This window comes from Piscibacillus sp. B03 (assembly GCF_052246295.1).
In the GTDB taxonomy this organism is placed as follows: domain Bacteria; phylum Bacillota; class Bacilli; order Bacillales; family Alkalibacillaceae; genus Piscibacillus.
Window position 1 is genome coordinate 1 of sequence record NZ_JBQQCO010000030.1, and the last position, 23949, is coordinate 23949.

Genomic DNA, 23949 nt, shown 5'->3' on the forward strand with positions numbered 1-23949 from the left:
TGATTCATAGGGAAGACCTCTTTTCTGTGAATTTTAGTCTGCTAACTTAATTCTACAGAATGGGTCTTCCTTTTTCTATATCATTGAAAATCGGAATAGCCATTTACACAAAATATTTTACACTCTCCTTTTTAGGAAATTTGTACCCCTTTTCCGTCCAAAAATTCTGATAACTTTCTACTAATTATACTATAATAACTAATACTTTAGTATTATGGTGTCGAATTTAGAAGTTTCTTTCTTCAATCCAGGCATTGGCCTCTTGAACTAAATCTCTTTTTAATTGTGATTTCGTTCGTTTGTATTTTCTCTCTAATTTGACTACAGATGCCGTGGAATAACCATATCGGTTTAATTCTTGTTTATAGGTCTCGAAAAAACCATTAAACCTCTCATCAATTTCATTTTCTAGTTTCGTAGCTTTTTGTTCGTATTTTAGTACAATAGCCCCAATTTGTAGTGGGTTTGGATCTTCGTTAAGGTTTGCTAATACTTCTTCCTTTATTTCTTCGATTTCATTAATCGTATTTTCTTTAAGCTCTTCAAATGTGGATTCATATTTTTGAATGATATCGTCTTCTTTTGGTGGAGCAGTCATTTGTTCGGATTGTGGGCTATCTAGAACATCATTAGTCCAAGTATAAGATGAAGACTCATCATTTTCTTGTTCAATTTGCTCTGTTTCCTCTTGGTTTAATACACGTTCAATCACATTAATTCCATTTGTCACAACATAAATCATAACGATTAAAACGATTAGAAGTAATTTTTTCATTGTCAGCCGTCAGCCTTTCTAAGTCCGTTCTTTTTCCATCTTCGTCAAAAGTTTTGCGATTTATACTGTGAAATTAGGGGAAAATAAACAACAATTCGACAGAACTGGACAAATATAAGCAAAATAGGGAGTGTCCTATACTGTGACCGACTTAGAACGTTTGTATGAGCTATATCTAGTTAATGTTGCCATATAGGTATTAAACTGACTTTTTTATCTGAAGAGCTGTAATGGTAAAATGACGGTTATACTTTGTTAAAAATTAAATAATAAAGGGGTATTAAAATTGAGTTCTGATAATGGACTGAAAAGAAAAAAACTAAGTAAAACGTTTAAGCCTCATTGGGTTTGGGCAATTGCCTTAGGTTCATCAATCGGATGGGGATCGTTCGTTTTACCAGCTGATTGGATGGCTGGAGTAGGACCATTAGGCGTTATTCTTGGATTAACTATAGGTGCAGTACTAATGGCGATAATTGCGATTAGTTACGGAGTCCTTATTCGAAACTATCCTGTGTCTGGTGGGGAGTTCGCCTATGCATTCTTGAGTTTAAACCGTGTCCATGCATATATTAGTGGGTGGTTCTTAACATTAGGTTATATATGTATCGTAGCGTTAAACGCAACAGCATTCGCTTTAATGTTGAAGTTCGTTTTCCCGGATTTCATTCAAAATATGAAAATGTATAGTATTGCCGGTTGGGACGTGTATTTCACAGAAATCATCGTAGTTACTGTATTAGTTGCGTTTTTTACGTATTTAAATATTAAAGGTTCAGGTTTATCAGGCCGTTTGCAATTTATTTTTGTAATGATTTTAATCTTAGGTGTCTTTTCATTAACTGGTCTGATGACAACGAACAGCGGCACATCATTTAGTAACATGGCGCCAGTATTTAGCCCGGAAGTATCACCTTTAGCAGCTATACTAACAATTGTTGCGATTGCACCGTTTGCTTACGTCGGTTTTGATAACGTTCCACAGGCAGCGGAGGAATTTAAATTCTCAGCACGTAGAGCATTAACGCTTATTATGATGGCGTTGTTATTTGCAGCTATAATCTATTCTCTAATGATTGTAACGACTGCAGTTGCAGCACCTTGGCAGGATACGTCGGCTGCAGGTTTACAATGGGGAACAGGTACCGTTGTGCAAGATGTATTAGGAACAGGTGGATTAATAATCTTAGTTGTTGCTTTATCCATGGGTATTTTCACCGGTTTAAATGGATTCTTAATATCATCAAGTCGTGTATTGTTCGCGATGGCACGTGGTAAAGTGTTACCAAAACCGTTTTCTCACTTGCATAGTCAATACAATACACCGTACTTTGCTATTATATTTGCGGCCATTGTTGCAATCATTGCACCCTGGTTCGGACGCGAAGTGTTAGGTTGGATCGTTGATATGTCATCAGTCGGTGTATCAATTGCATATTTCTATACATGTTTTACAGCTTATAGCTTATTAAAATGGAATAAAGGTGAAGACTACGATGAAACACTTCATATTGTTTCACCAGGTAAGAAGTTTGTAGCCATTTTAGGTATGATTTCAAGTGTCAGCTTCTTAGTATTATTACTTTATCCGAATTCACCAGCTGCTTTAGGATCTGAGTCATTATGGGCATTAGTGATTTGGGTAGCATTAGGTGTGATCTTCTACTTTGTAAGACGTAAAGATTTACAAAGTTATGATCGTGAAGATTTAGCTTATTTAATCTTAGGAAAAGAGAAGTTTAAACTGACAGATAAAGAGGATTAATTTATAAGGCCACTCCAAATGTATTTGGGGTGGCTTTTTGGTTTTAAAATAGAAAAATCCCGCTGGCTGTCTCGCCAACGGGATACATACATAAAAATTACTGAACTGCTTTAAATGCGTTTAAATGACCGTTTCCGAATAATTTACGTTCTTGGCCATTCACTTTATCAACTGCACCTTTTAGTAGCTCTCGCTTAACTTGTGCAGGTGATAATTCGCCATTGTTTTGATCAATGATTAAACCTGCTACAGCTGATACTTTAGGTGTTGCCATTGAAGTGCCGACACTAAAGTAATAACCAGTATCAGATGCACTGTCAGCGCTTAGGTTGAATTCGAAATAGTGCATTAGGTTATCTAGATATTCATCTAGTCGACCTTCTGATGCATACTGATTATACAAGCGAGTGTCTCCACCTACTGTTGCAATGTCGATTTGACCAGCACCATAGTTAGAATACTCTGCAATAACATCGTTAGGTCCAGTAGCTGAAACGTTTACGACATTTGATAATTGAGCAGGAACTGTTTTAGCTGTTCCGCGGAATTGTACATTTTCACTACCATACTCTTCATTGAGATAATTCATTACTTGATTATTGTTGCTTAAATCCAGGCCGTCGTTACCAGCAGCCACAACTACAACTGCACCTTTATCCTCAGCATATTTAGCTGCACGTTTGTATGCTACGTAGTCTGCAACGTCATTACCAGCGTTTTCCCATTTACCATCATCATTTTTAACAAATGTTTGACCGAATAAATCCCAGCCACCAAGGCTCATTGATAATACATCAGAACCATCATCAGCAGCAGCAATCATTGCTTTGTAAATCCAAGCAGATTCTGCCGAGCTTGTTCCAAATACTCGGTAAGCACGAAGACCCAAGTCAGGTGCTACACCTAACATACCATTACCAGCACCAGCGATTGAACCAGACACATGACTACCGTGACCGTGTAGGTCGACAAAGTTGCCAGGGTCTCCAGTTTCACTAGGTTCTGTTCCTTGGAAACCGCCTGCTGGTACAAAGTTTTTAGAACCTTCAACTAAGTTTGGAGCTAAATCGATATGTGTAGGGTTGATCCCCGTATCAATTACAGCTACAACAGTGTCATGAGAACCAGTGTGTTCTGCATAGCTTGCACCATTTTCAGTGATACGCTGAATGTCCCACTGAATTGGCCAGAACTGTGGCATTTCCATTCCAGCTTCTTCTAAAAGATCCCCATTCAAATCACCTGAAAGGTCACCAGAAAGATCTAAGTCACCACTGAACTCAATGGATTGTGATTCTGGTAAGTCCCAAGATAAAGATAGGCTTGCTGCTTGTACACCTTTAAACCCTTTAATTTGATTTAAATCACCAGCTGTACCTTTCACTTGGTAATAGCCAATCTCAGGCACTTCATAAACGATTTCAGCATCTGTTAGTGACAGATCACCTTTGAATTTTTCTACCTGAGCATTGTTCTTAAGAACAACAGAATAATAATTCTCTTCAGCATCAGCACCGACTCCTAATGCCGAGAATGAGAATAGTGCGATAGCAAGTGTTGCAATCAGTGTTATGACTTTCTTCATGCGAATAATTCCTCCCCTAAATGAATTTTTTGAACACTCTAACTATATTCTTATGAAATATTTATTATCCTTCAAATGTTTTGAAATTAAGACAATAGAACTAGTTTATTTATTTTTGTTATTAAATAATAATAATTATAATTTTATGAAAAAATTATATACTTTAACGTCATTTTTTTGATTAAAATCCAAATTATTTATCAACCTTTAAGGTATTGATGTTGTTATATAAAAATAATAAAATAATACTTGACCTCGATCATAAAGGGTTATTTAGACGCTATCTTTTTATTTTGTCCCTCAAAGTTTACTTTGGGGGATCTTTTTTGTCATAAAAAAAGATGCTTACCATCTAAGGTAAACATCTGATTGTTATGATAATGTAACTTCTTTCTCTACATATTTTTCTTCTCCCTCAGTGATTTTCGCTTGATCTGAGGTCAAATCAACAATCCAAGTTTTAAAGCTATCTACTTCTGATACCGGGACGTACACATGGAATGTTACTGAATCTAAGTATTCTGTATCACCTAATAATTGTCCGCTATTGCGTAGTTCGTTTTCTAATTTACCAATTAGTCCGTAATCCACTTTAATAAGGATTTCTTTCATTAAAGTTCGTTCAACAACTCCAATGTGTTTAATCGCTTCTGAAGTCGAGTTCGAATAAGCACGAATGAGACCACCTGCACCTAATTTTATTCCACCGAAATAACGTGTCACAACGACTGCAGTGTCTTTTAGGTCCATTTTTTTCAAGACTTCAAGTATTGGAACGCCGGCTGTACCACTTGGCTCGCCATCGTCTTGTGCTTTTTGGATTAAGTTTTGCTCACCAATCATATAAGCAGAACAGTTATGTGTGGCATCTTTATGTTGCTTTTTAATTTCGTTAATAAATTCTTGAGCTTCTTCCTCGGTTTCAGTTCTTTTTACATGACCTATGAAGCGTGATTTCTGAATCACGATTTCATGAGAGCCTGCCTCTTTGATGGTTAAATATTTTTCTAACATAAAAATGAACTCCTCTCATTCCTATATTATAATGTTATTACGAATTCAGAGCAAAAGGTGTGCAGTTGGACAATTAATGATAAAATGTGACTAAGACCCTCGCGAATATTTGAAATCTTTCGAATGGATATAGTTACAATGGAGGAATTAGTCATGTCGGTTGTAAAGGATAATGAGAAAGCACTAGATTCCGTAATTGAGGAAATGATCAATGTCGTAACGAACAGTAAAAGAGAAGTGTTCGAAATTGGAGAGGAATCTAGAAAACAACAAGAAGTATTGAACAAAGAAGTGAAGGAAATTAAGCGTGAGGTAGAGAATATAATAAATGAGAGTGACGAATTAGAGAGACGACTTAAAGCTTCAAGAGTGAGATTATCAGAGGTTAGTAAGAACTTTGAGCACTATTCTGAAGAGGAAGTGCGTCAAGTTTATAATAATACGCATGAGTTACAAACACAATTAGTGGTACAAAGGCAAAAAGAAGTAGCACTAATTAAACGACGTGACGATTTAGAACAACGAATTAAAATATTAGCCAATAGTGTTTCGCGTGCTGAAAAGTTAATGAGTAAGATTAATGTTATTTTGACCTATTTAAACGAAGATTTTAAAGAGGTCAATGAGGCACTTGAATCAGCGAAGCAAAAGCATGAATTTGGATTAAGGATTATTGAGGCTCAAGAAGAAGAGCGCAGGAATTTATCGCGTGAAATACATGATGGGCCAGCACAAATGCTTGCTAATGTGTTAATTCGTTCAGATATTATTGATAAAACGATTAAACAGCGTGGTATGGACGAAGCCTTAAAAGAGATTAAAGAGATGAAAGAAATGGCGAGAAATGCGCTATATGAGGTGCGTAGAATTATTTATGATTTACGACCTATGGCATTGGACGACTTAGGACTAGTTCCGACTTTGCGTAAGTACCTCTCTACCATTGAGGAATACCACGAGCTCAAAATTCAATTTGAGTTCAAAGGTAAGGAAATGCGATATGGGCATAAGTTTGAAGCGGCTGTCTTTCGAATGATTCAAGAGGCCGTTCAAAACGCGGTTAAACATGCTCAAGCAAAAATTATACGTGTGCAATTCGAGGCCACTCAACAAAAGCTTAATGTAAGGATTGTTGATGATGGTATTGGGTTTGACCAGGAAGCAACTAAGCATCAATCTTTTGGATTAATTGGCATGAGGGAACGAATAGAGATGTTGGACGGCAGTTTAAAGGTTGAATCTGAGTTAGGTCAAGGCACAAAAGTTAAGATTTCTTTACCGAACGTTTACGAAGACCAATAATTGGACGGGATTCGTTATACTGTGGTTGGAAACGAATTTTAGGAGGTTATTAAATGGGAACTAGAATCGTGTTAATTGATGATCATAAATTATTTCGTGAAGGTGTAAAACGAATTTTAGAATTTGAAGAGAGCTTTGAAGTTGTCGCAGAAGGTGGCGACGGATCAGATGCGATGGCGATTGTTGATGAGACGAAGCCGGATATCGTGATCATGGATATTAATATGCCGAATATAAACGGTGTTGAAGCAACACGTAAACTGATTAATAAATACGAAGACTTAAGAGTCATAATTTTATCGATTCATGATGATGAATCATACGTGACACACGCACTTAAATCTGGTGCGTTAGGGTATATGCTTAAGGAAATGGATACTGATGAATTAGTCAACGCTATCAAGATTGTTAGTGACGGTGGTTCATACGTACACCCGAAAGTAACACATAATCTAATTAAAGATTATCACCGATTAGCTCTAGCAGGTTCATCAACTGGATCAAGCTCAAGCAGTGCATTTCAACAGGTTGAGTACCGCAAGCCATTACACTTGTTAACTAGACGAGAGTGTGAAGTGTTACAACTCATGACGGATGGTCAGAGTAACCGTGGCATTTCAGAGAACCTTTATATTAGTGAAAAAACGGTTAAGAACCACGTATCGAACATATTGCAAAAAATGAATGTTAACGACCGTACTCAAGCAGTTGTAACTGCAATTAAAAACGGTTGGGTTGAAGTTAAGTAGTGAGAAACGCCGGGACACCCCGGCGTTTTTTACGTTAAAAGTCGATTAAACGTGTGCGATTGTCGATAGAGAAGGCGCGAATGTCGATAGAGAGGCTCTGATTATCGATAGGGCGCCTCTGAATGTCGATAGGAAAGCTCTGAATGTCGATAGGAAAGCTCTGAATGTCGATAGAGAAGCTGCGATTATCGATAGGGCGCCTCTGAATGTCGATAAGAGAGGATCTGATTATCGATAGGGCGTCTCTGATTGTCGATAGAGAAGCTGCGATTATCGATAGGGCGCCTCTGAATGTCGATAGAGAGGCTCTGATTATCGATAGGGCGCCTCTGATTGTCGATAGAGAAGCTGCGATTATCGATAGGGCGCCTCTGAATGTCGATAGGGCGTCTCTGAATGTCGATAGGGCGCCTCTGAATGTCGATAGAGAGGCTCTGATTGTCGATAAGGAAGCTCTGAATGTCGATAAGGAAGCTCTGATTGTCGATAGAGAAGCAGCGATTATCGATAGGGCGCCTCTGAATGTCGATAGGAAAGCTCTGAATGTCGATAGGAAAGCTCTGAATGTCGATAGAGAAGCTCTGATTATCGATACGGCGTCTCTGATTGTCGATAGAGAAGCTGCGATTATCGATAGGGCGCCTCTGAATGTCGATAGAGAAGGCGCGAATGTCGATAGGGAGGCTCTGATTGTCGATAAGGAAGCTCTGATTGTCGATAGAGAAGCTGCGATTATCGATAGGGCGTCTCTGATTGTCGATAAGGAAGCTCTGAATGTCGATAGGAAAGCTCTGAATGTCGATAGGGAGGCTCTGATTGTCGATAAGGAAGCTCTGATTGTCGATAAGGAAGCTCTGATTGTCGATAGAGAAGCTTTGATTATCGATAGGGCGTCTCTGAATGTCGATAAGAGAGTCGTTACTGTCGATAGATCGGCTTCAATCGTCTGTAGTCGTCCGTAAAATTTTGACCTTATCATAATTTGTTAAAATGTAATTGGATCGGCAAAAATATTATCGCAATTATTTGGGTTATATAGTAAAATTTATAGTAAGAAAAAGGGAGGTAGAGGGAATGAAAACGGTTGTTGTGACGGACAGTACAGCCTACATACCAGAAGACCAATTAGAAGAATTAAATATCCATGTCGTGCCTCTAGCTGTGACGTTTGGGCAGGAGAGTTATCGTGAACTCTATGATATTACAACGAAAGAGTTTTATGATAAGGTGCGCACATCGGACGAGCTACCTAAGACTTCACAGCCATCAATTGGTGATGTGTTAACAACATATGAAAAATTATCTAAAGAGTACGATGCTATCATTTCAATTCATTTATCTAGCGGAATTAGTGGAACCTATCAAGCAGCGGTGTCAGCTGGACAATCAGTTGATGGTGTTGAAGTGTATCCATTTGATTCAGAGATTAGCTGTATGGCTCAAGGTTTTTATGTGCTTCGTGCGGCAGAGATGGCAAAAGAAGGTGCCACTCCAGAAGAGATTCTTGAAGTGTTAAACGAAATTAAAGAAAATATGCAAGCATATTTCATGGTCGATGATCTAAGCCATTTAGCCCGCGGTGGACGTCTAAGCGGTGCACAAGCAATGGTTGGTAGCTTGCTTCAAGTTAAGCCTCTTTTACACTTTGAAGATAAGAAGATTGTTCCATTTGAAAAAATTCGTACAAGCAAAAAGGCGTTTAAACGTATGGAGCAATTACTTAAAGAAACGGCTGATGACGCTGAGAAAGTTAAAGCTTGTATCATTCATGCAGAGCGTGAAGACATTGCGAAGAATTGGAAGCAAGAGCTAGAAGAAAAGTATCCAAATGTTGAATTTGTTATTAGTTATTTTGGTCCTGTTATTGGTACGCATTTAGGTGAAGGCGGTATTGGCCTTTGCTGGTACAAAGTGAGTTAATAATAAATGCAATTATTATAATTTATATGCGAAACAGACAGGCCATGGCTTGTCTGTTTTATATTTTGAGAAAAGGAGATCAAATTAATTGAACGATTATTATGCCTCTCAATTCCACGGTAAACGCCTTCTTAAGCGTGAACTTCATTTAGATGAATCTACCTTTAAAAAGTTGTTATCAAAAAAGTTATTAGTTGAAGTTCCAGGCATTGATAAAAATCAATGCCAACGTTGTTATAATTACGACAAGAAATATTTTGGGAGACTGCCTTCAGGTCATTTATACTGCCGAAAATGCATTATGATGGGGCGTGTCAGTAAAAGTGAACCGCTGTATAAATGGAATGGTCCTGCACCGACATATGAACCAGTGCAAAATCCATGCCAGTGGGATGGCACTTTAACGCCACTTCAACAACATGCATCAGATGAACTTGTTAAGCAAATCCAACAATCAGGTTCGCTGTTAATTCACGCTGTGTGTGGTGCTGGCAAAACTGAAATGTTATATGAAGGAATTGCCTACGCTGCCTCAAAAGGAATGAAAACTTGTATTGCGACACCTCGAACAGACGTGGTGCGAGAATTAGCCCCGAGGTTAAGGCGAGATTTTCCTAATATAACATCAGCGGCCTTATACGGTGATTCACAAGAGGTAGATGAACAAGCACACTTGGTCATTGCGACAACACATCAACTACTCCGATACGACCAGGCATTTGACGTGATGATTGTTGATGAAGTTGATGCATTCCCCTATCATCGAGATTCAACATTACCGAAAGCAGTTAAGCGAGCACTAAAAGACAAACATACACTAATCTACCTTACTGCAACTCCACGAATGGACTTAAAGCTTAAGTCATTCTTCAAGCTAATTCCAACTGTCTCAATTCCAATGAGGTTTCATGGCCACCCGTTGCCAATTCCTGCTTTTCAATATGTCAATAAAATAAGCAACAACATCACAAACGGTAAAATTCCAAAACGTATTCAAAAGTGGATTGATGATCGCGGGAGTCGGCGCTATTTACTTTTCGCCCCGACAGTTGAAATGGCAAAACAGCTTTCGGCTCTACTCAACGACATGCCTTATGTTTATGCAGAACATCCCAAACGCGAAGAATTAATTAAACTATTTCGATATAAAAAATTTCAAGCAATAATCACCACAACGATTTTAGAGCGCGGGGTGACATTTCCATCGATTGATGTCGCCGTTATACAAGCGGATCATGACGTGTTTGATGAAGCGGCATTAGTGCAAATAGCTGGGAGAGCTGGTAGAAGTGCTCACGACCCAAGTGGGGATGTAACGTTTTTTGCTGAACAAAAAACGAACGCCATGGTTGGAGCAAGGGTGTATTCATTGACGATGAACCGTAAAGCAAAGAAGTGGAAGGAGGCTCAACATGTATTGCCTAATCTGTTATAAGGACTTAGAACCGGCAACTACTTGGGCCACTCTTTTTGAAGTTTCGAATAAATGTCTTTGCGAAGAATGCGGTCAGCAATTTGAACGGATTTCAAACGTTGCTCCTTTTCAATGTGAAAAGTGCATGAGGTCTATGACATCTGATATCGAACTTTGTGGTGATTGCTTCGCGTGGGAAGAGCGATTTGGTGGAAACGATCCCCTTACACGAAATGAATCCAGTTTTACTTATAATACATTTATGAAAGATACGATGGCTCTATTTAAGTATCGTGGGGATTATGAACTGATTAACGTGTTCAAAGAAGAAGTAGAACAAGCACTCCTGCCATTTAAGGATTTCGCATTTGTGCCGATACCTTTAAGTGAGGAGCGATTCCAAGAACGAGGTTTTAATCAAGCAGAAGCTATTGTCAATTTATCCGAACAGCCAACCGTTAACCTTTTAAAACGCATACATTCTGAAAAACAATCGAAAAAATCAAAACGAGAACGAATCTTTTCAAGTAACCCGTTCAAAGTTATGGATGCTCCGCCTAAAAAAGTGATGTTAATAGATGATATATACACAACCGGAACCACCTTACGTCAAGCAGCTAAGCTAATACTAGACTCGGGTGCGAAAGTGGTCCGTTCATTTACACTAATTAGAAGTTAAACTTAGTTTTGTGAACTTTCAGTATAGAAGGTATAATAAAGGTAGAAAAGATTGAGGAGGAATGACCATGGGAGAGTTAGCAAACTGTCCTCAGTGCGGAGAATTGTTTGTAAAGAGAGCAATTGATGTTTGTCAAAAATGTTATCAAGAAGAAGAAAAGAAATTTGAAAAAGTTTACGCTTTTATTAGAAAAAAGAGAAACCGAACAGCTACGATGTATGAGGTGTCGAACGAAACAGGGGTAGAAGAATCACTTATTACTAAATGGTTAAAGCAGAAGCGAATTCACCCGTCGCAAGCACCGAACTTTAATTATCCATGTGAAAGGTGCGGGAATATGATCTCAGAAGGTAAGCTATGCTCGAACTGTTCAGATTCACTTAAAAGAGACTTGGTTGACGAATCTGCTGCGCAACAAGTTAAAGAATCATCAAACGTGACTACTTACTATAATGTAAATAAAAATTAGTAATAGGCTAAACTTTTCTTGAAAACATCCGATATAAATAATGAATAATTCGGACGGTAAAAAGAGGGTGTAATGATGAAGATTAATGGTGTAAATGGGGCAAACTTAAACCCCTATCAAAAACAAATGCAAAAGCAACAACAATTGCAATCATCTCAACCGAAAGATAAATTAGAGATCTCAAATGAAGCAAAGCAGTTACAAGAAGGTAACGGTATTGTTCAAGCGAGAAAAGAGAAAGTGGAGAATTTGAAGCAACAAGTTCAAAGCAACGAGTATGATGTGAATCCTAAGAAGACGGCAGAGAAGATGATTGATTTTTGGACGAATAAGCGAGTATAGGAGAGGGTCTTTTGACTATACAAAAAATTGTCGAGCATTTGGAGAAGCTGAATCAGTTGAATGAAAGCTTATTAGCTCTATCGAAACAAAAAACGGATTTTGTTAAGAAAAGTCAAATCGATGAATTCAATGAGCTTCTCATGAAAGAGAGAAAACACGCGCAGGCGATTGATCAAGTTGAAGCGAAGCGTGTTACATTAACTGAACAGTGGTTCCATGAACATGCTCCTAATGCAGAAGAACAAACGATTAGTTACTTAATCGAGTTAACGGACGATGAGGAAATGAAGCAAAAGCTAGAGGAGATTTTTGAGAAGTTAGTGATGAATCTAGCATTGTTAAAACAGCAGGAACAGCTGAACCGAGAATTGATTGAACAATCATTACAATTTATTAATCTATCACTCGAGATGTACGAACCACAATCGAAAAACATCAATTACAACCAATCTAATAAAAGTGAACAACGACAACAGACGTCGATGTTTGATTCGAAAGCTTAATAGGTAGAGGAGAGACAAGCATGCCTTCAACATTTCACGGGTTAGAAGTGGCAAGAAGAGCCCTTTTCACCCAACAATCCGCTTTACATACAACGAGCCATAATATTGCCAACGCAAATACTGACGGGTACTCGAGACAACGTGTACAATTTGAACAAACAAGTCCATTTCCTGCCCCAGCACGAAATCGCCCAGAAATTCCTGGACAGATGGGAACGGGTGTTGAAGCGGGTCAAATTGAACGTGTACGTGATGCGTTTTTAGATTTTCAATATCGAACGGAGAACAACAAGAACGGTTACTGGAGCGAGCGAGCTGATGCGTTGAGCCGTATGGAAGATATCATGAATGAGCCAAGCGATGAAGGTTTAGCTAAAGCGATGGATCAGTTCTCTGCAGCCTTACAAGACCTTGCTACAAATCCTGAAGACGGTGGGGTTAGACGTGTGGTTGCTCAACGTGGTGAAGCGTTAGCAGAAACATTCCATTATATCGATCGTTCATTGAAAAACGTTCAAGGTGAGTTAAAAGACCAATTAGATAAAAACGGTAGTCAAGTTAATGACATCATTAAAGGAATTCAAGAATATAGCGACCAGATTAATCGAATCGAACCGAATGGCTACCTTCCTAATGACTTATATGACAAGCGTGATGCACTAATCGATCAGCTTTCACAATTTGTGAACATTAAAGTTGATAAAACTGGTAATGGTGGTAATTCAAAAGCATCTGCTGAAGGAATTGCAAAAATTACGCTATTAGATGAAAATGGCAATCCGATGAAAGATCAAAATGGAGAAGAATTAACGATTATTTCAGAGGATAATAGTGTTCGAGAGTTCAGTTTCGATTTTGTTGAGCATGAAGGGCAAGAGCTAGTCTCTAAAGTTAATTTGACCGATGCTGATGGCGAGACAGTGACGTTTGATGCGTTAGATTTCAATTCTACTGGTCAACTTAAAGGTGTCATGGATGCTAACGGTCAAGCAACATTTGATGATGCCGGAAATGTCGTTGAAGGACCTGTTGGAGACTACTATGAGATGGTCAACCAGATTAATAAGATGGCTTATGAATTTTCAAAGGCGTTTAATAATGTACATGAAAAAGGTTTTACTTTAGATGGCGAGCAAGGTGGCTCATTCTTTGATATGACGGGAATGGATGAGTTTAACGCAGCATCCATGATTAAAGTATCAGATGAAATTAAAGAAGATGAAAATTCGATTGCAGCGTCTGCAACTGGGGCTCCAGGGGATGGAGAACATGCACTTAACTTAGACCGAGTGAGAGACATGGTGTCAGATGATTTATTAGATGATGACATAGACTTGGATGGTAAATCTGTTCAAAAATTCTATGAAGCTATGATTGGAGATCTTGGAATAAAGGCAGAAGAATCGAACCGAATGGCAGCAAATACAAACCAGTTAAGAACATCCGTTGAAAATAATAGACAAGCTGTTAGTGGTGTTTCATTAGATGAAGAAATGGCAAACATGATTAAATTCCAACACGCTTATAACGCAGCTGCTCGTAACCTAACGGTCGTAGATGAAATGTTAGATCGTGTGATCAATCAAATGGGAATCGTCGGAAGGTAGGTGAAGTCTGATGCGTATTACACAAAATATGATGAATAATAGCTTGTTAAATAATTTAAGAAATAACTATTCACAAATGGATCGTTACATGGAGCAACTATCAACAGGTAAGAAAATTAACCGACCATCAGACGACCCTGTAGTCGCGATGAGAGGGGTTAATTATCGATCTGAACTAGCTGGTGTAGAACAATATGACCGTAACATGGGAGAGCTTCGTAACTGGATGGATACTTCGGATGAATCATTAGATCAAACGAATCAGGCATTAAGCCGTGTTCGTGAAATTGTCGTTCAGGCGAGTAACGATACATATGAAGAAAAACAACGCGAAAACATGTCTAAAGAAATTGATCAGATAAGAAACCATTTAATTGATTTAGCTAATACGAAGGTAAATGGTAAGCATATTTTTAATGGTACCAATACGTTGGAGCCGCGTTTTTCAGAAGATGGTGAGTTATTGGCAGCAGAAGGAAATGATGACGGTGTTATGATTGAAGTTTCTGAAGGAATTCAAATCAGAGCAAACATTAACCCATCAAATGTGTTTAGTGAAGACTTATTTAATGATTTGAATAACCTAGTAAATGGACTTCAGAACCCTGACATGTCAGGTGATGATTTTGATGACTATTTAGATTCGCTAGACAATCACATGGGCGAACTACTAAATGAGCGTGCAGATTTAGGAGCACGAATGAACCGTGTTGATTTACTAGAGAGTCGTTTAAGCCAACAAGAGATATCAACGAATAAAATTATGTCAGAGAACGAAGATGCTCACATGGAAGAAGTCATTATGAATCTTAAGATGCAAGAAAGTATTTACCGTGCATCATTATCAGCTGGTGCACGAATTATCCAACCAACATTAATGGATTTTCTAAGATAATGGATGAAAAGCTATCTGTTTTAAGGCAGGTAGCTTTTCTTAGAGAGTAAGAAGGTATAAATTTTTAAATAATTTCTGATAAATTATGTTGCAACGCACTGTCTAGCGCAATGCGCCCAACCACTGGGTGACTTCCCGCCTAAACCTACGATAAGTCAACATCGGCTCACGAATTCGCCGTGTTTCCTTTATCTCAGTTCAGACGGTCCAGTCACTGCGTGGTTAAACAGGCGCTTGCGCCTTTCTTAAATGTGGTGATGAATATGGATTTTCCAAAACTTAATATAACTCAGCAATCAGCCAAGATTGGAATGAATCAAACACCTGGTCAGCTTTCAATTCGTCAACCTCAGGCAGATCTAGAAATTAGCCAACCACCAGCTGACTTGAAGATACACAGACGACCATCGAAACTGACGATTGATCAGTCACAAGTGTTCAAAGAATTAAACATGGTGGGTCCACTCGAGTCGACAAAGCAAGCGGCGCAAGAAGGTGAGCGAAAGGCTGCTGAGGGAACAAGCCGCGTGGCGAATGAGGGTGATCAACTGATGCGCATTGAGAACGGCACAGATGGGGTTATTGCTCAGATAGCTGAACGAAACGCGTTTGATGATTATCAACCGATACAGATGAAATGGATCCCGTCTAACTTTGCGGTGAAGTTTGATTACGACCCAGGCGATGTTGAGGTAGAAGCAAATGCTAACAAGCCAATCATTAATGCCAAGCACAACAAACCAGAGGTTGATTATCAACAATCTAAGCTTGAGACTTATTTACAACAAAAGAATTCTATCGATATAAACTTTGAGAATTTAAAATATAAAAATTTAGGGTTCGAAATGGAGATCTAAAAGGAAGTGGTGACTTATGAAAATAACGACTTTATACTTCGGCGAGATTGAAGTCAATGATCAAGATGTATTGACGTTTGAAAGTGGATTGCCAGGGTTCCAAGAGCATAAACAATTCGTATTGTTAGATTTAGAAGGAAACCCTGCGTTTAAGGTGTTGCAATCTTTAAAACAAGAAAACCTAGCATTTATTGTCACAAATCCATTTTTAATAGAAGCAAAATATGAATTTGAATTAGAGGAAGCATCAAAACAACAATTAAAGTTAGAAGAGCCGAATGATGTTCAAGTGTGGAACATCGTGACAGTGCAGGATCCATTTGAACAATCTACGGTTAACTTGAAGGGCCCAATCGTCATTAATGCAAAGAAAAACCTTGCCAAGCAATTACTATTATCAGAGTCCAACTACTCTACGAAACATTCGATCAAGGGAGGGGGAGCCAAGCCATGCTAGTACTCACAAGGAAAGTCGGTGAATCGATTCAAATCGGCAATGACATAGAATTGAAAGTAGTATCCATTAATGGTGATCAAGTTAAGCTTGGTATTGACGCTCCCAAAAACATCGATATCCATCGCTCAGAAATTTATCAACAAATACTAGAGGAAAACAAAAATGCTAGTCAATTGACACCTGATACAATAAATTTATTAAAAAATACAAAAAACGACTAAACCTTTTTAAAAATCCTCCGATATAAAACATGTAAGATAATCAGTCAAATGTCGGCCGACTTTCTGACTGTTTCATCTTGCCACAAGGACGTGGCAATTATAAAACTCAAGGAGGAATTTTAAATGATTATCAACAACAACATTCCAGCGTTGAATACTCACCGTCAAATGGGTATCAACCAAGGTAACATGCAATCTTCAATGGAGAAATTATCTTCAGGTCTACGTATTAACCGTGCAGGTGACGACGCTGCAGGACTAGCAATTTCAGAGAAAATGCGTGCACAGATTAATGGTTTAGATCAAGCAAGTCGTAACGCACAAGATGGAATTTCTTTAATCCAAACGGCTGAGGGTGCACTAGACGAAACACATAATATTTTACAGCGTATGCGTGAACTTGCAGTACAATCAGCAAATGATACAAACGTGGAAGTTGACCGTGAAGAACTACAAAAAGAAGTCGATCAGTTAGCGCAAGAGATAAACAGAATATCAGATAACACAGAATTCAATACCCAGAATTTATTAGATGGTACTTTCCAAGGTAAATTTCATATCGGTGCAAACGCTGGTCAAGACATTGATTTGTCAATAGATAGTATGAGTTCAGAAGCATTAAATGTGCAAGGAATTGACACCGCTGGTACTGGAACATTAGATACTGATATCGAATTAACTAGCTCTTTGGGAGAACCAGTTACTGTTGAAACCGCAGCTGCAGCAGGAGAAGCAGTGTCTGAGACTACTGCATCTTTTGATAAGGATACAAATACATTAACTATTACTTATGCTCAACAAGCTGATGATTCAATTACTGGAACTAAACAAGACGCAGTAGATGCTATTAATGATTTAGGGATAGGGGTTACTGCTTCAATTGATGCTAATGGAACTGTCACAGGTACTGCAGGCCAATCTACTAGTGTTTCAGCAGCAACTTTTGATGAAAATAAGGGTATCAATATTTCTAGTCAAGAAGATGCAAGTAATTCAATTGGTATCATAAATACTGCAATTGAAACAGTTTCAGCTGAAAGATCACAACTTGGTGCGACTCAGAATCGTTTAGAGCACACAATTTCTAACTTGGATAATGCTTCTGAGAACTTGTCAGCTGCGGAATCTCGTATTCGTGACGTTGATATGGCTAAAGAAATGATGGAGATGACTCGTGCAAATATTCTTTCTCAAGCATCTCAGTCTATGTTAGCTCAAGCTAACCAACAACCACAATCAGTATTACAATTACTTGGTTAATTTTAACATAGAGACTCTATTAATTTAGAGTCTCTTTTAAAATGATTTTCTTTCAATGGAAGTGTGAGAAATGGAAAAGTATGATTTAAGAATTCGTATAGATTTTGAAGTCAATTCTTTATATGATCTGGCATATCTTTCAGTAGATATATATCAGTTAATAGTTTTTTGCGAATTATTGGAAGATGATAAAGTAGAAGATGAGTTAAAAATTTTTCTTGATAACCTTAATTCATTACATAGGTACAGTAAGAGTCTTATAAGGTTTAGAGAAAAAGTGAAAATAGTTCATCTTAAAGATGGAAGCATGGAAATATTTGTTGGCGAAGTTACGGAATTAACTAAGCTAATATTACCTTTCATTTCAGCTTATGTCGTGAATAAAATTAGGTTAAATAAAGAGAAAGTGACATTCGAAATTGAATCAGATGACTATGAACTTAATTTACTTTTTGATGAGTTAAAACAAGGATATTACGGTCTAGAAGAGGAAAAATGGTTTGATTGGCTACAAGATATATTAAAAAGTAGGGGTTATAGTGTAGAAGTAGTGAATAAAGATTGTTATAAAGTAATAAAAGGTTATGGTAGAAGAATAGTAAAAACTATACCCAAAAATATAAAACCTCACAGTGATGAATGAAAGTTATTCATTTTAAAGGTAATAATGAATGAGAAGTTGACTTTTAGCCAAAAGTTTTAATTAAGTTTTTGAGACTCTTCATTTTAGAGTTTCTTTTTTTGTTTATTAGACTTAAAAATTCCCAAAAACTGCCGATATAAAATATAAAGAACATTTTGAGGAGTTGTTTGGTAGATGAAAGTAGAAGCGATTTTATCTAATTCTCAACTCCTGCGGGGCACGGGCGAACAAACATTACATAAATCGAACAGCGTGAATCAGAAACCGGCATTGCAGGCGAATGAAAAAAGGGATGACTTATATCAGCCAGTAGAAGAAATAACAAAAGAAAAGGCTGAAGAACTAGTGGAAGGTTTAAATGATTTTCTTGAACCTATGAATACATCGGTACAGTTTGAGTTTCATGATAAGCTAGATCGATATTATGTTTCAGTAGTAGATAGAGAAACAGATGAAGTCGTTAAAGAGATTCCACCTAAAAAATTACTAGATGTATATGCCGCTATGGCAGAGTTTATGGGCTTTATCGTTGATGAGCGAATTTAAATGAGGTGAGGAACATGATTAACAATAATATGCGAATGACTGGGTTTGCATCTGGGATGGATATTAACCAAATGGTTAAGGACCTCATGCAGGCTGAACGGTTACCGTTACAGAAGATGGAACAGGACCAGTTGTGGTTAACGCAGCGTCGTGATGCGTATCGTGAAGTGAATACAAAGCTATTAGAATTTGACAATAAGTTTTTAGATATGCGTATGTCTTCAACTTATACGTCGAAAACAGCGTCTAGTTCATCGGATGCGATTTCAGTTACGGCTAGTAATCAGGCTACGGATGGAAATTATTCGTTTGAAGTGACTCAGTTAGCAAGTGCCGCAACACGTTATTCGGGTGTAGATGGGACTGCTTTTGGACAAGGGTATGATGCTGATCAAGCCTTAGCTGCTGAATATGTGGGTGAAGAAGTGAGTTTTGCTTATCACGACCAAAGCCCAGATAGTCCTAAGACAGTATCTTTCACGATTCAAGATGGCGAGTCACTAAACGATGTATTAGGACGTATATCTGAAGAGTCTGGTGGTGCCGTTCGAGCATTTTACGATCAGAACTCAGATCGTGTATTTATGGAACGTACGGAAACAGGTGATTTTAATCAAGGTGGTTTAGAATTTGAAGGTTTAAATGCCTTCTTTACAGATACGTTAAATATTTCTGCTGACGAACAAGGTGGAAAGGATGCTGAGTTCACATACAACGATATTGCGATGACATCTCATTCGAATAATTATCAATTTAACGGGATGAATCTGACATTTAATTCTACTGGGTCTGCCAATGTCTCAGTTTCACATGATGTTGATGGTTCTGTTGATAAGATTAAAGAGTTTGTTGAACAATACAATGAGTTAATAGATTTTATGAATGAAAAGGTAGGCGAGGAACGTCATCGTGATTACCCACCTTTAACGGAAGACCAAAGAAAGGATATGTCTGAACGTGAGATTGAACTTTGGGAAGAGCGTTCAAAGAGTGGTGAGCTTAGAAATGATGGGATTCTACGCTCGGCATTGTCTGGTATGCGTTCGGCGTGGTATGAGTCGGTTGATAACCCAAATGGTGATTTGAGTCGTATGATGGATGTTGGAATCACAACTACATCAAATTGGCGCCAGGGTGGTAAATTAGAAATCGATGAAACTAAATTACGAGAGAAGTTACAAGAAAACCCAAGTGCGGTTCATCGTTTGTTTTCTAATAGTGATGAAGGTAATTCGCGAGGGATCCTCAATCGTGTTGAAGATGTCGTGGAATCAACACGTGATCGTATCAGGGACCGTGCTGGTACGGCGACTCAAACAGAACATCAATACACAATGGGGCGCGAACTGAAAAATATGGCAGAGCGTATGGCAAACTTTGAACGTCGTATGCAACAGACGGAACAGCGTTATTGGGACCAATTTACTGCTATGGAAAAAGCTATGCAGAAATATAACGAACAAGCGTCATTTATGATGCAAAATTTCGGCGGTGGAATGCAGTAATAAAAGGAGTGTTAGGAAATGGCTTATGGAGCACAACCTCATTTAGCTTATCATCAAAATTCGGTCACAACAGCAACACCAGAAGGGTTAACCTTAAAACTTTATAGTGGGTGTATTCGCTTTATTAAACTAGCGAAAAAAGCAATGGATGAAAAAAACATTCAAGAAAAAAACACAAATATCCAAAAAGCCCAAGACATTATTCGTGAATTGATGGTAACATTGAATATGGATTATGAAATCTCTCATCAATTAATGCCTCTTTACGAATACATGAACCATCAGTTAATGCAGGCGAATATTAAAAATGATCCTGCTTTGTTGGATGAGGTTCAAGGGATGGCAGAAGATTTTCGTGAAACTTGGCAACAGGTAATCAAAGCGAATAAGCTTCAAAAACAAGCAAGATAGGAGCTTTTGGATGTCGGCGATAAAAGAACTACACCATTTAACAAATCAAATCGTGTCTCAATTTGAACAAGCAGATCAGTATGCACGTGAAGAGCTGATTAAAAAGTTCGAGAATTTTGTTGAGCAGCGTGATCGGTTAATCAATGAGATTCAATCACCATACACTGAAGAAGAGAAGCAGTATGGTCAAGAAATTGTTAAACTGGATCAACGTTTAAAAGTGATGGTTAATGATTATCTTGGAAACATCCAAAAAGATATTGGTGTGGTCTCGAAGAAAAAGCAGTCCAACAAGAAATATATTAATCCATACGCAAATCTATATGGTATGGATGGTAGTTATATTGATAAGAAAAATTAACTCAGGTCTTGCCTGAGTTTTTTAATGGACAAACACGAACAAATGTTCTAAAATGGTGTTATAAACTAGCTCTTTAACTTCTTCGTTGATTTGTTAAAATAAAATTAAGGAGATGGTGACATGGTTGAAGAGCGTTTAGAAAAAATGGAGAATATGCTTGTTCAGCTAGTTCAGATGGTTGAAGAGAATAACCAGACGACCAAAGAATTAAGTCATCGAGTGGATGGGATAGAAAACCAAATGGGTGGACTAGTGCGTCATATAGATCAATTAGAAGAGAAAAATGAATCTAGACACCAAGAACATATGAATAAATTTGATGAAATTAAACTAGATCAAGATTTTATCTATGAAAAAACCAACTAAAAATGAACGAGAGATTGCGTTAATCAAGCGCAAGTATTCGATATAAAAATTTTTCGACAAAATATTTTAAATTTTTTGACTGTTTATAGAGGGATAATTGCGGGTAATGTAGAATATAGATTACATATCTTGAAAGGAGGATGTGCATATGAAGTACAACGTCAGAGGAGAAAACATCGAAGTAACGAATGCGATCCGAGAGTATGTTGAGAAAAAGATAGGGAAGTTGGAGCGTTATTTTGACACACCACCAACTTCAGACGTGCACGTGAACTTAAGTGTACACAATGATGAACAGCGTATTGAGGTGACAATCCCAATGACGGATTTGTTACTGAGAGCTGAGGTGAGTCATGGCGATTTATATGCCGCAACCGATTTAGTAGTCGATAAGTTAGAACGACAAATTCGTAAATATAAAACAAAGGTTAATCGTAAGTTCAGACAAGCAGGAGCTCCAAAGCATGTATTTGCTGAGTTAGAAAGGGAAGCTGCTGTTGCTGTTAATGAAAAAACTGAAGAAGAAGAAATCCAAATTGTTAAGAAAAAGCGTTTTGATTTAAAACCAATGGATGAGGAAGAAGCAGTCCTTCAAATGGATATGTTAGGCCACAACTTCTTCGTCTTCGAAAATGCTGAAACAGGCGAGACAAATGTTGTCTATAAACGTAAAGATGGTAAATACGGGTTAATCGAAACATAATTTATGATAATCGAGCCGCTCCAAAACATGGGGCGGCTTTTCTGTATATGTGGAGGTGGAGAGATGAAAGTACGATGGGTCAGAGTTTGAGGAAAATTGGAAGCTGTTGTTTCAGAATGAAGCACGACTATTAATGGACATTTTTGGCGATGAAATAATTGATATTGAACATTTCGGTAGTACGGCAGTAAAGGGTATGAAGGCTAAGCCTGTGGTAGATATGATGTGTATCGTAAGAGAAATTGAAAAAATTGATGCCTTTAACGATCAAATGGCAACACTTGGTTACGATGTTGCGGGTGAGTGGGGTATTAAAGGTAGGAGGTTGTTTAGAAAAGGTGGCGATGAGAGGACTCATCATATACATTTTTACCAATATGACAATCCGGAAATTGAAAGACACCTCGTCGTTCGCGATTATTTAAGGACACATCCTGAAGAAGTCGAAGAATATAGTGGTATTAAAGAAGAGCTAGCTAACCTTTATAATAATACCTGCGATTACAGCTCCGCTAAGAAAGAATACGTTAAAAAGTTAGAAGAGCGAGCATTAAATTGGCATCACAAGGATACAACCTTATTTCAAAACGAGAGTTAGAAGTACGTAAATTAGATCAAAAAGATATACGTTTTATGGCAAAGTGGTTGTCAGATGACCGAGTGCTAGAGTTTTATGAAGGACGTGACCAACCGTTTGATACTGAGAAAGTGCGAGAAGACTTTTTAAATGAGGAAAGTGACGTAGTTAGCTGCATGGTGTTGTTTAAAGGCAAGGAAGTAGGTTACATACAATTTTATGAGAAAAAATATAGTTACACTGATAATGATGTTTATGGCATTGATCAATTCATTGGCGAGCCAACATATTGGAACATGGGGATTGGAACGTTACTTGTTTCATCAATGGTGAATTTTTTAATAAATAAAAAGGGTGCTGATGTGGTGGTCATGGATCCGCAAATCAGAAACTCAAGAGCAATACGGTGCTATGAAAAATGTGGTTTTAAGAAAGTGAAGATGCTTCCAGAACATGAGCTACATGAAGGTGTGTACCAAGATTGTTGGTTAATGGAGTATAGAAGTTAATTAGAAACCAGCTAATGTCGGTAAAGAGGTTGGTTTTGTCGATAGAGAAGCTCTGTTTGACTTTAGGGAGGTAACGAATGTCGATAAGGAAGCTTGGTTTATCGATTGGGGACGCTCATTTGTCGATAGAGAAGCACGTTTTGTCGATAGAGATGCAACGACTGTCGATAAGGAAGCTTGGTTTATCGATAGGGCCCGCTCAATTGTCGATAGAGAAGCTCAATTTGTATATAGAGGACACTCGATTGTCGATTGAGAGGTCAAGTTTGTCGATATAGAGTGTGCGAATATAGTTAGGGGAGTCCGTTTTGCCGATAGAGAAGCTCCAATTGTTGATTAAGAGATGACGTACAATAGTCTGTGTAAGAAAATGTATAAAAAATAAAGGTAAGGTACAACCTCTAATTAACTCTGACATTAACTAGAAAGGATGTGCCTTACCCTATGTCTAATAGTATAACAGAAAATGTATTTTCTAAACAGATTGAGGAGCTTGTACGTGATTTTGTGAAAA

General features: G+C 37.9%; 27 protein-coding genes and 1 pseudogene. 25 read left to right on the forward strand and 3 right to left on the reverse strand.

Annotated features, from left to right (window positions below):
* Positions 1-226: 226 nt before the first annotated feature.
* On the reverse strand, positions 227-775 hold the full coding sequence (locus ACTWQB_RS15135) for a hypothetical protein (protein ID WP_443140024.1): 549 nt from the start codon (positions 773-775) through the stop codon (positions 227-229).
* Positions 776-1061: 286 nt separating this feature from the next.
* On the opposite strand from ACTWQB_RS15135, the gene ACTWQB_RS15140 reads away from it, so the two are divergent.
* On the forward strand, positions 1062-2540 hold the full coding sequence (locus ACTWQB_RS15140) for an APC family permease (protein WP_443140025.1): 1479 nt from the start codon (positions 1062-1064) through the stop codon (positions 2538-2540).
* A 97-nt stretch (positions 2541-2637) separates the two neighbouring features.
* Here ACTWQB_RS15140 and ACTWQB_RS15145 read toward each other — a convergent pair whose 3' ends face one another.
* Positions 2638-4125: a S8 family peptidase gene (locus ACTWQB_RS15145; RefSeq protein WP_443140026.1), complete on the reverse strand. Its 1488-nt coding sequence runs from the start codon at positions 4123-4125 to the stop codon at positions 2638-2640.
* A gap of 372 nt (positions 4126-4497) precedes the next feature.
* Positions 4498-5139 (reverse strand): YigZ family protein, encoded by a 642-nt coding sequence (locus ACTWQB_RS15150; RefSeq protein ID WP_443140027.1) that lies wholly within the window; start codon positions 5137-5139, stop codon positions 4498-4500.
* A 153-nt stretch (positions 5140-5292) separates the two neighbouring features.
* Between ACTWQB_RS15150 and ACTWQB_RS15155 the strand changes: the two genes are divergently transcribed.
* The 24 genes and pseudogenes from ACTWQB_RS15155 (at position 5293) to ACTWQB_RS15270 (ending at position 23435) form a co-directional block, all read left to right on the forward strand.
* Positions 5293-6441 carry a sensor histidine kinase gene (locus tag ACTWQB_RS15155; protein ID WP_443140028.1) on the forward strand — a complete coding sequence of 383 codons (1149 nt, stop codon included), beginning with the start codon at positions 5293-5295 and terminating at the stop codon, positions 6439-6441.
* A gap of 53 nt (positions 6442-6494) precedes the next feature.
* Positions 6495-7190, forward strand: coding sequence for a response regulator (locus ACTWQB_RS15160; protein ID WP_443140029.1), 696 nt, complete (start codon positions 6495-6497; stop codon positions 7188-7190).
* Positions 7191-7396: 206 nt separating this feature from the next.
* Positions 7397-8152, forward strand: coding sequence for a hypothetical protein (locus ACTWQB_RS15165; protein WP_443140030.1), 756 nt, complete (start codon positions 7397-7399; stop codon positions 8150-8152).
* A gap of 112 nt (positions 8153-8264) precedes the next feature.
* Positions 8265-9110, forward strand: coding sequence for a DegV family protein (locus tag ACTWQB_RS15170; RefSeq protein WP_443140031.1), 846 nt, complete (start codon positions 8265-8267; stop codon positions 9108-9110).
* An 88-nt stretch (positions 9111-9198) separates the two neighbouring features.
* Positions 9199-10545, forward strand: coding sequence for a DEAD/DEAH box helicase (locus ACTWQB_RS15175; protein WP_443140032.1), 1347 nt, complete (start codon positions 9199-9201; stop codon positions 10543-10545).
* A complete protein-coding gene (locus tag ACTWQB_RS15180) occupies positions 10523-11203 on the forward strand; it encodes a ComF family protein (protein ID WP_443140033.1) in 681 nt (226 codons plus the stop codon). Before ACTWQB_RS15175 ends, ACTWQB_RS15180 begins: the two co-directional genes overlap by 23 nt.
* A 67-nt stretch (positions 11204-11270) precedes the next feature.
* The gene (locus ACTWQB_RS15185; protein WP_443140034.1) at positions 11271-11672 is read left to right on the forward strand and encodes a TIGR03826 family flagellar region protein; all 402 of its coding nucleotides are present in this window, start codon (positions 11271-11273) and stop codon (positions 11670-11672) included.
* Positions 11673-11744: 72 nt separating this feature from the next.
* Positions 11745-12014 carry a flagellar biosynthesis anti-sigma factor FlgM gene (gene flgM, locus ACTWQB_RS15190; protein ID WP_443140035.1) on the forward strand — a complete coding sequence of 90 codons (270 nt, stop codon included), beginning with the start codon at positions 11745-11747 and terminating at the stop codon, positions 12012-12014.
* An 11-nt stretch (positions 12015-12025) separates the two neighbouring features.
* The gene (locus tag ACTWQB_RS15195) at positions 12026-12517 is read left to right on the forward strand and encodes a flagellar protein FlgN (protein WP_443140036.1); all 492 of its coding nucleotides are present in this window, start codon (positions 12026-12028) and stop codon (positions 12515-12517) included.
* Between the two features lie 20 nt (positions 12518-12537).
* Positions 12538-14124 (forward strand): flagellar hook-associated protein FlgK, encoded by a 1587-nt coding sequence (gene flgK / locus ACTWQB_RS15200; protein ID WP_443140037.1) that lies wholly within the window; start codon positions 12538-12540, stop codon positions 14122-14124.
* Between the two features lie 10 nt (positions 14125-14134).
* Positions 14135-15019: a flagellar hook-associated protein FlgL gene (gene flgL, locus ACTWQB_RS15205; protein ID WP_443140038.1), complete on the forward strand. Its 885-nt coding sequence runs from the start codon at positions 14135-14137 to the stop codon at positions 15017-15019.
* Between the two features lie 263 nt (positions 15020-15282).
* Positions 15283-15876, forward strand: coding sequence for a DUF6470 family protein (locus ACTWQB_RS15210; protein ID WP_443140039.1), 594 nt, complete (start codon positions 15283-15285; stop codon positions 15874-15876).
* Between the two features lie 16 nt (positions 15877-15892).
* The gene (gene fliW, locus ACTWQB_RS15215) at positions 15893-16333 is read left to right on the forward strand and encodes a flagellar assembly protein FliW (RefSeq protein ID WP_443140040.1); all 441 of its coding nucleotides are present in this window, start codon (positions 15893-15895) and stop codon (positions 16331-16333) included.
* Positions 16327-16554 (forward strand): carbon storage regulator CsrA, encoded by a 228-nt coding sequence (csrA, locus tag ACTWQB_RS15220; protein ID WP_443140041.1) that lies wholly within the window; start codon positions 16327-16329, stop codon positions 16552-16554. The genes fliW and csrA overlap by 7 nt, the downstream gene beginning before the upstream one ends.
* A gap of 123 nt (positions 16555-16677) precedes the next feature.
* Entirely contained in the window at positions 16678-17814 is a 1137-nt protein-coding gene (locus ACTWQB_RS15225) for a flagellin N-terminal helical domain-containing protein (RefSeq protein ID WP_443140042.1), read from the forward strand.
* 70 nt (positions 17815-17884) lie between these two features.
* Positions 17885-18457, forward strand: coding sequence for a hypothetical protein (locus ACTWQB_RS15230; RefSeq protein ID WP_443140043.1), 573 nt, complete (start codon positions 17885-17887; stop codon positions 18455-18457).
* 174 nt (positions 18458-18631) lie between these two features.
* Positions 18632-19003, forward strand: coding sequence for a flagellar protein FlaG (flaG, locus tag ACTWQB_RS15235; protein ID WP_443140044.1), 372 nt, complete (start codon positions 18632-18634; stop codon positions 19001-19003).
* 14 nt (positions 19004-19017) lie between these two features.
* The gene (locus ACTWQB_RS15240) at positions 19018-20508 is read left to right on the forward strand and encodes a flagellar hook-associated protein 2 (protein ID WP_443140045.1); all 1491 of its coding nucleotides are present in this window, start codon (positions 19018-19020) and stop codon (positions 20506-20508) included.
* Positions 20509-20526: 18 nt separating this feature from the next.
* The gene (gene fliS, locus ACTWQB_RS15245) at positions 20527-20919 is read left to right on the forward strand and encodes a flagellar export chaperone FliS (RefSeq protein WP_443140046.1); all 393 of its coding nucleotides are present in this window, start codon (positions 20527-20529) and stop codon (positions 20917-20919) included.
* A gap of 10 nt (positions 20920-20929) precedes the next feature.
* Complete coding sequence (locus tag ACTWQB_RS15250; RefSeq protein WP_443140047.1) at positions 20930-21280, forward strand: flagellar protein FliT; 351 nt, start codon at positions 20930-20932, stop codon at positions 21278-21280.
* A 120-nt stretch (positions 21281-21400) separates the two neighbouring features.
* On the forward strand, positions 21401-21646 hold the full coding sequence (locus ACTWQB_RS15255) for a hypothetical protein (RefSeq protein ID WP_443140048.1): 246 nt from the start codon (positions 21401-21403) through the stop codon (positions 21644-21646).
* A gap of 148 nt (positions 21647-21794) precedes the next feature.
* Complete coding sequence (gene hpf, locus ACTWQB_RS15260) at positions 21795-22349, forward strand: ribosome hibernation-promoting factor, HPF/YfiA family (protein WP_277673847.1); 555 nt, start codon at positions 21795-21797, stop codon at positions 22347-22349.
* A gap of 79 nt (positions 22350-22428) precedes the next feature.
* Positions 22429-22947, forward strand: a pseudogene (locus ACTWQB_RS15265) (GrpB family protein); the annotation flags it as partial.
* The gene (locus ACTWQB_RS15270) at positions 22905-23435 is read left to right on the forward strand and encodes a GNAT family N-acetyltransferase (RefSeq protein ID WP_443140049.1); all 531 of its coding nucleotides are present in this window, start codon (positions 22905-22907) and stop codon (positions 23433-23435) included. The pseudogene ACTWQB_RS15265 and the gene ACTWQB_RS15270, both read left to right, overlap by 43 nt.
* Positions 23436-23949: the final 514 nt, after the last annotated feature.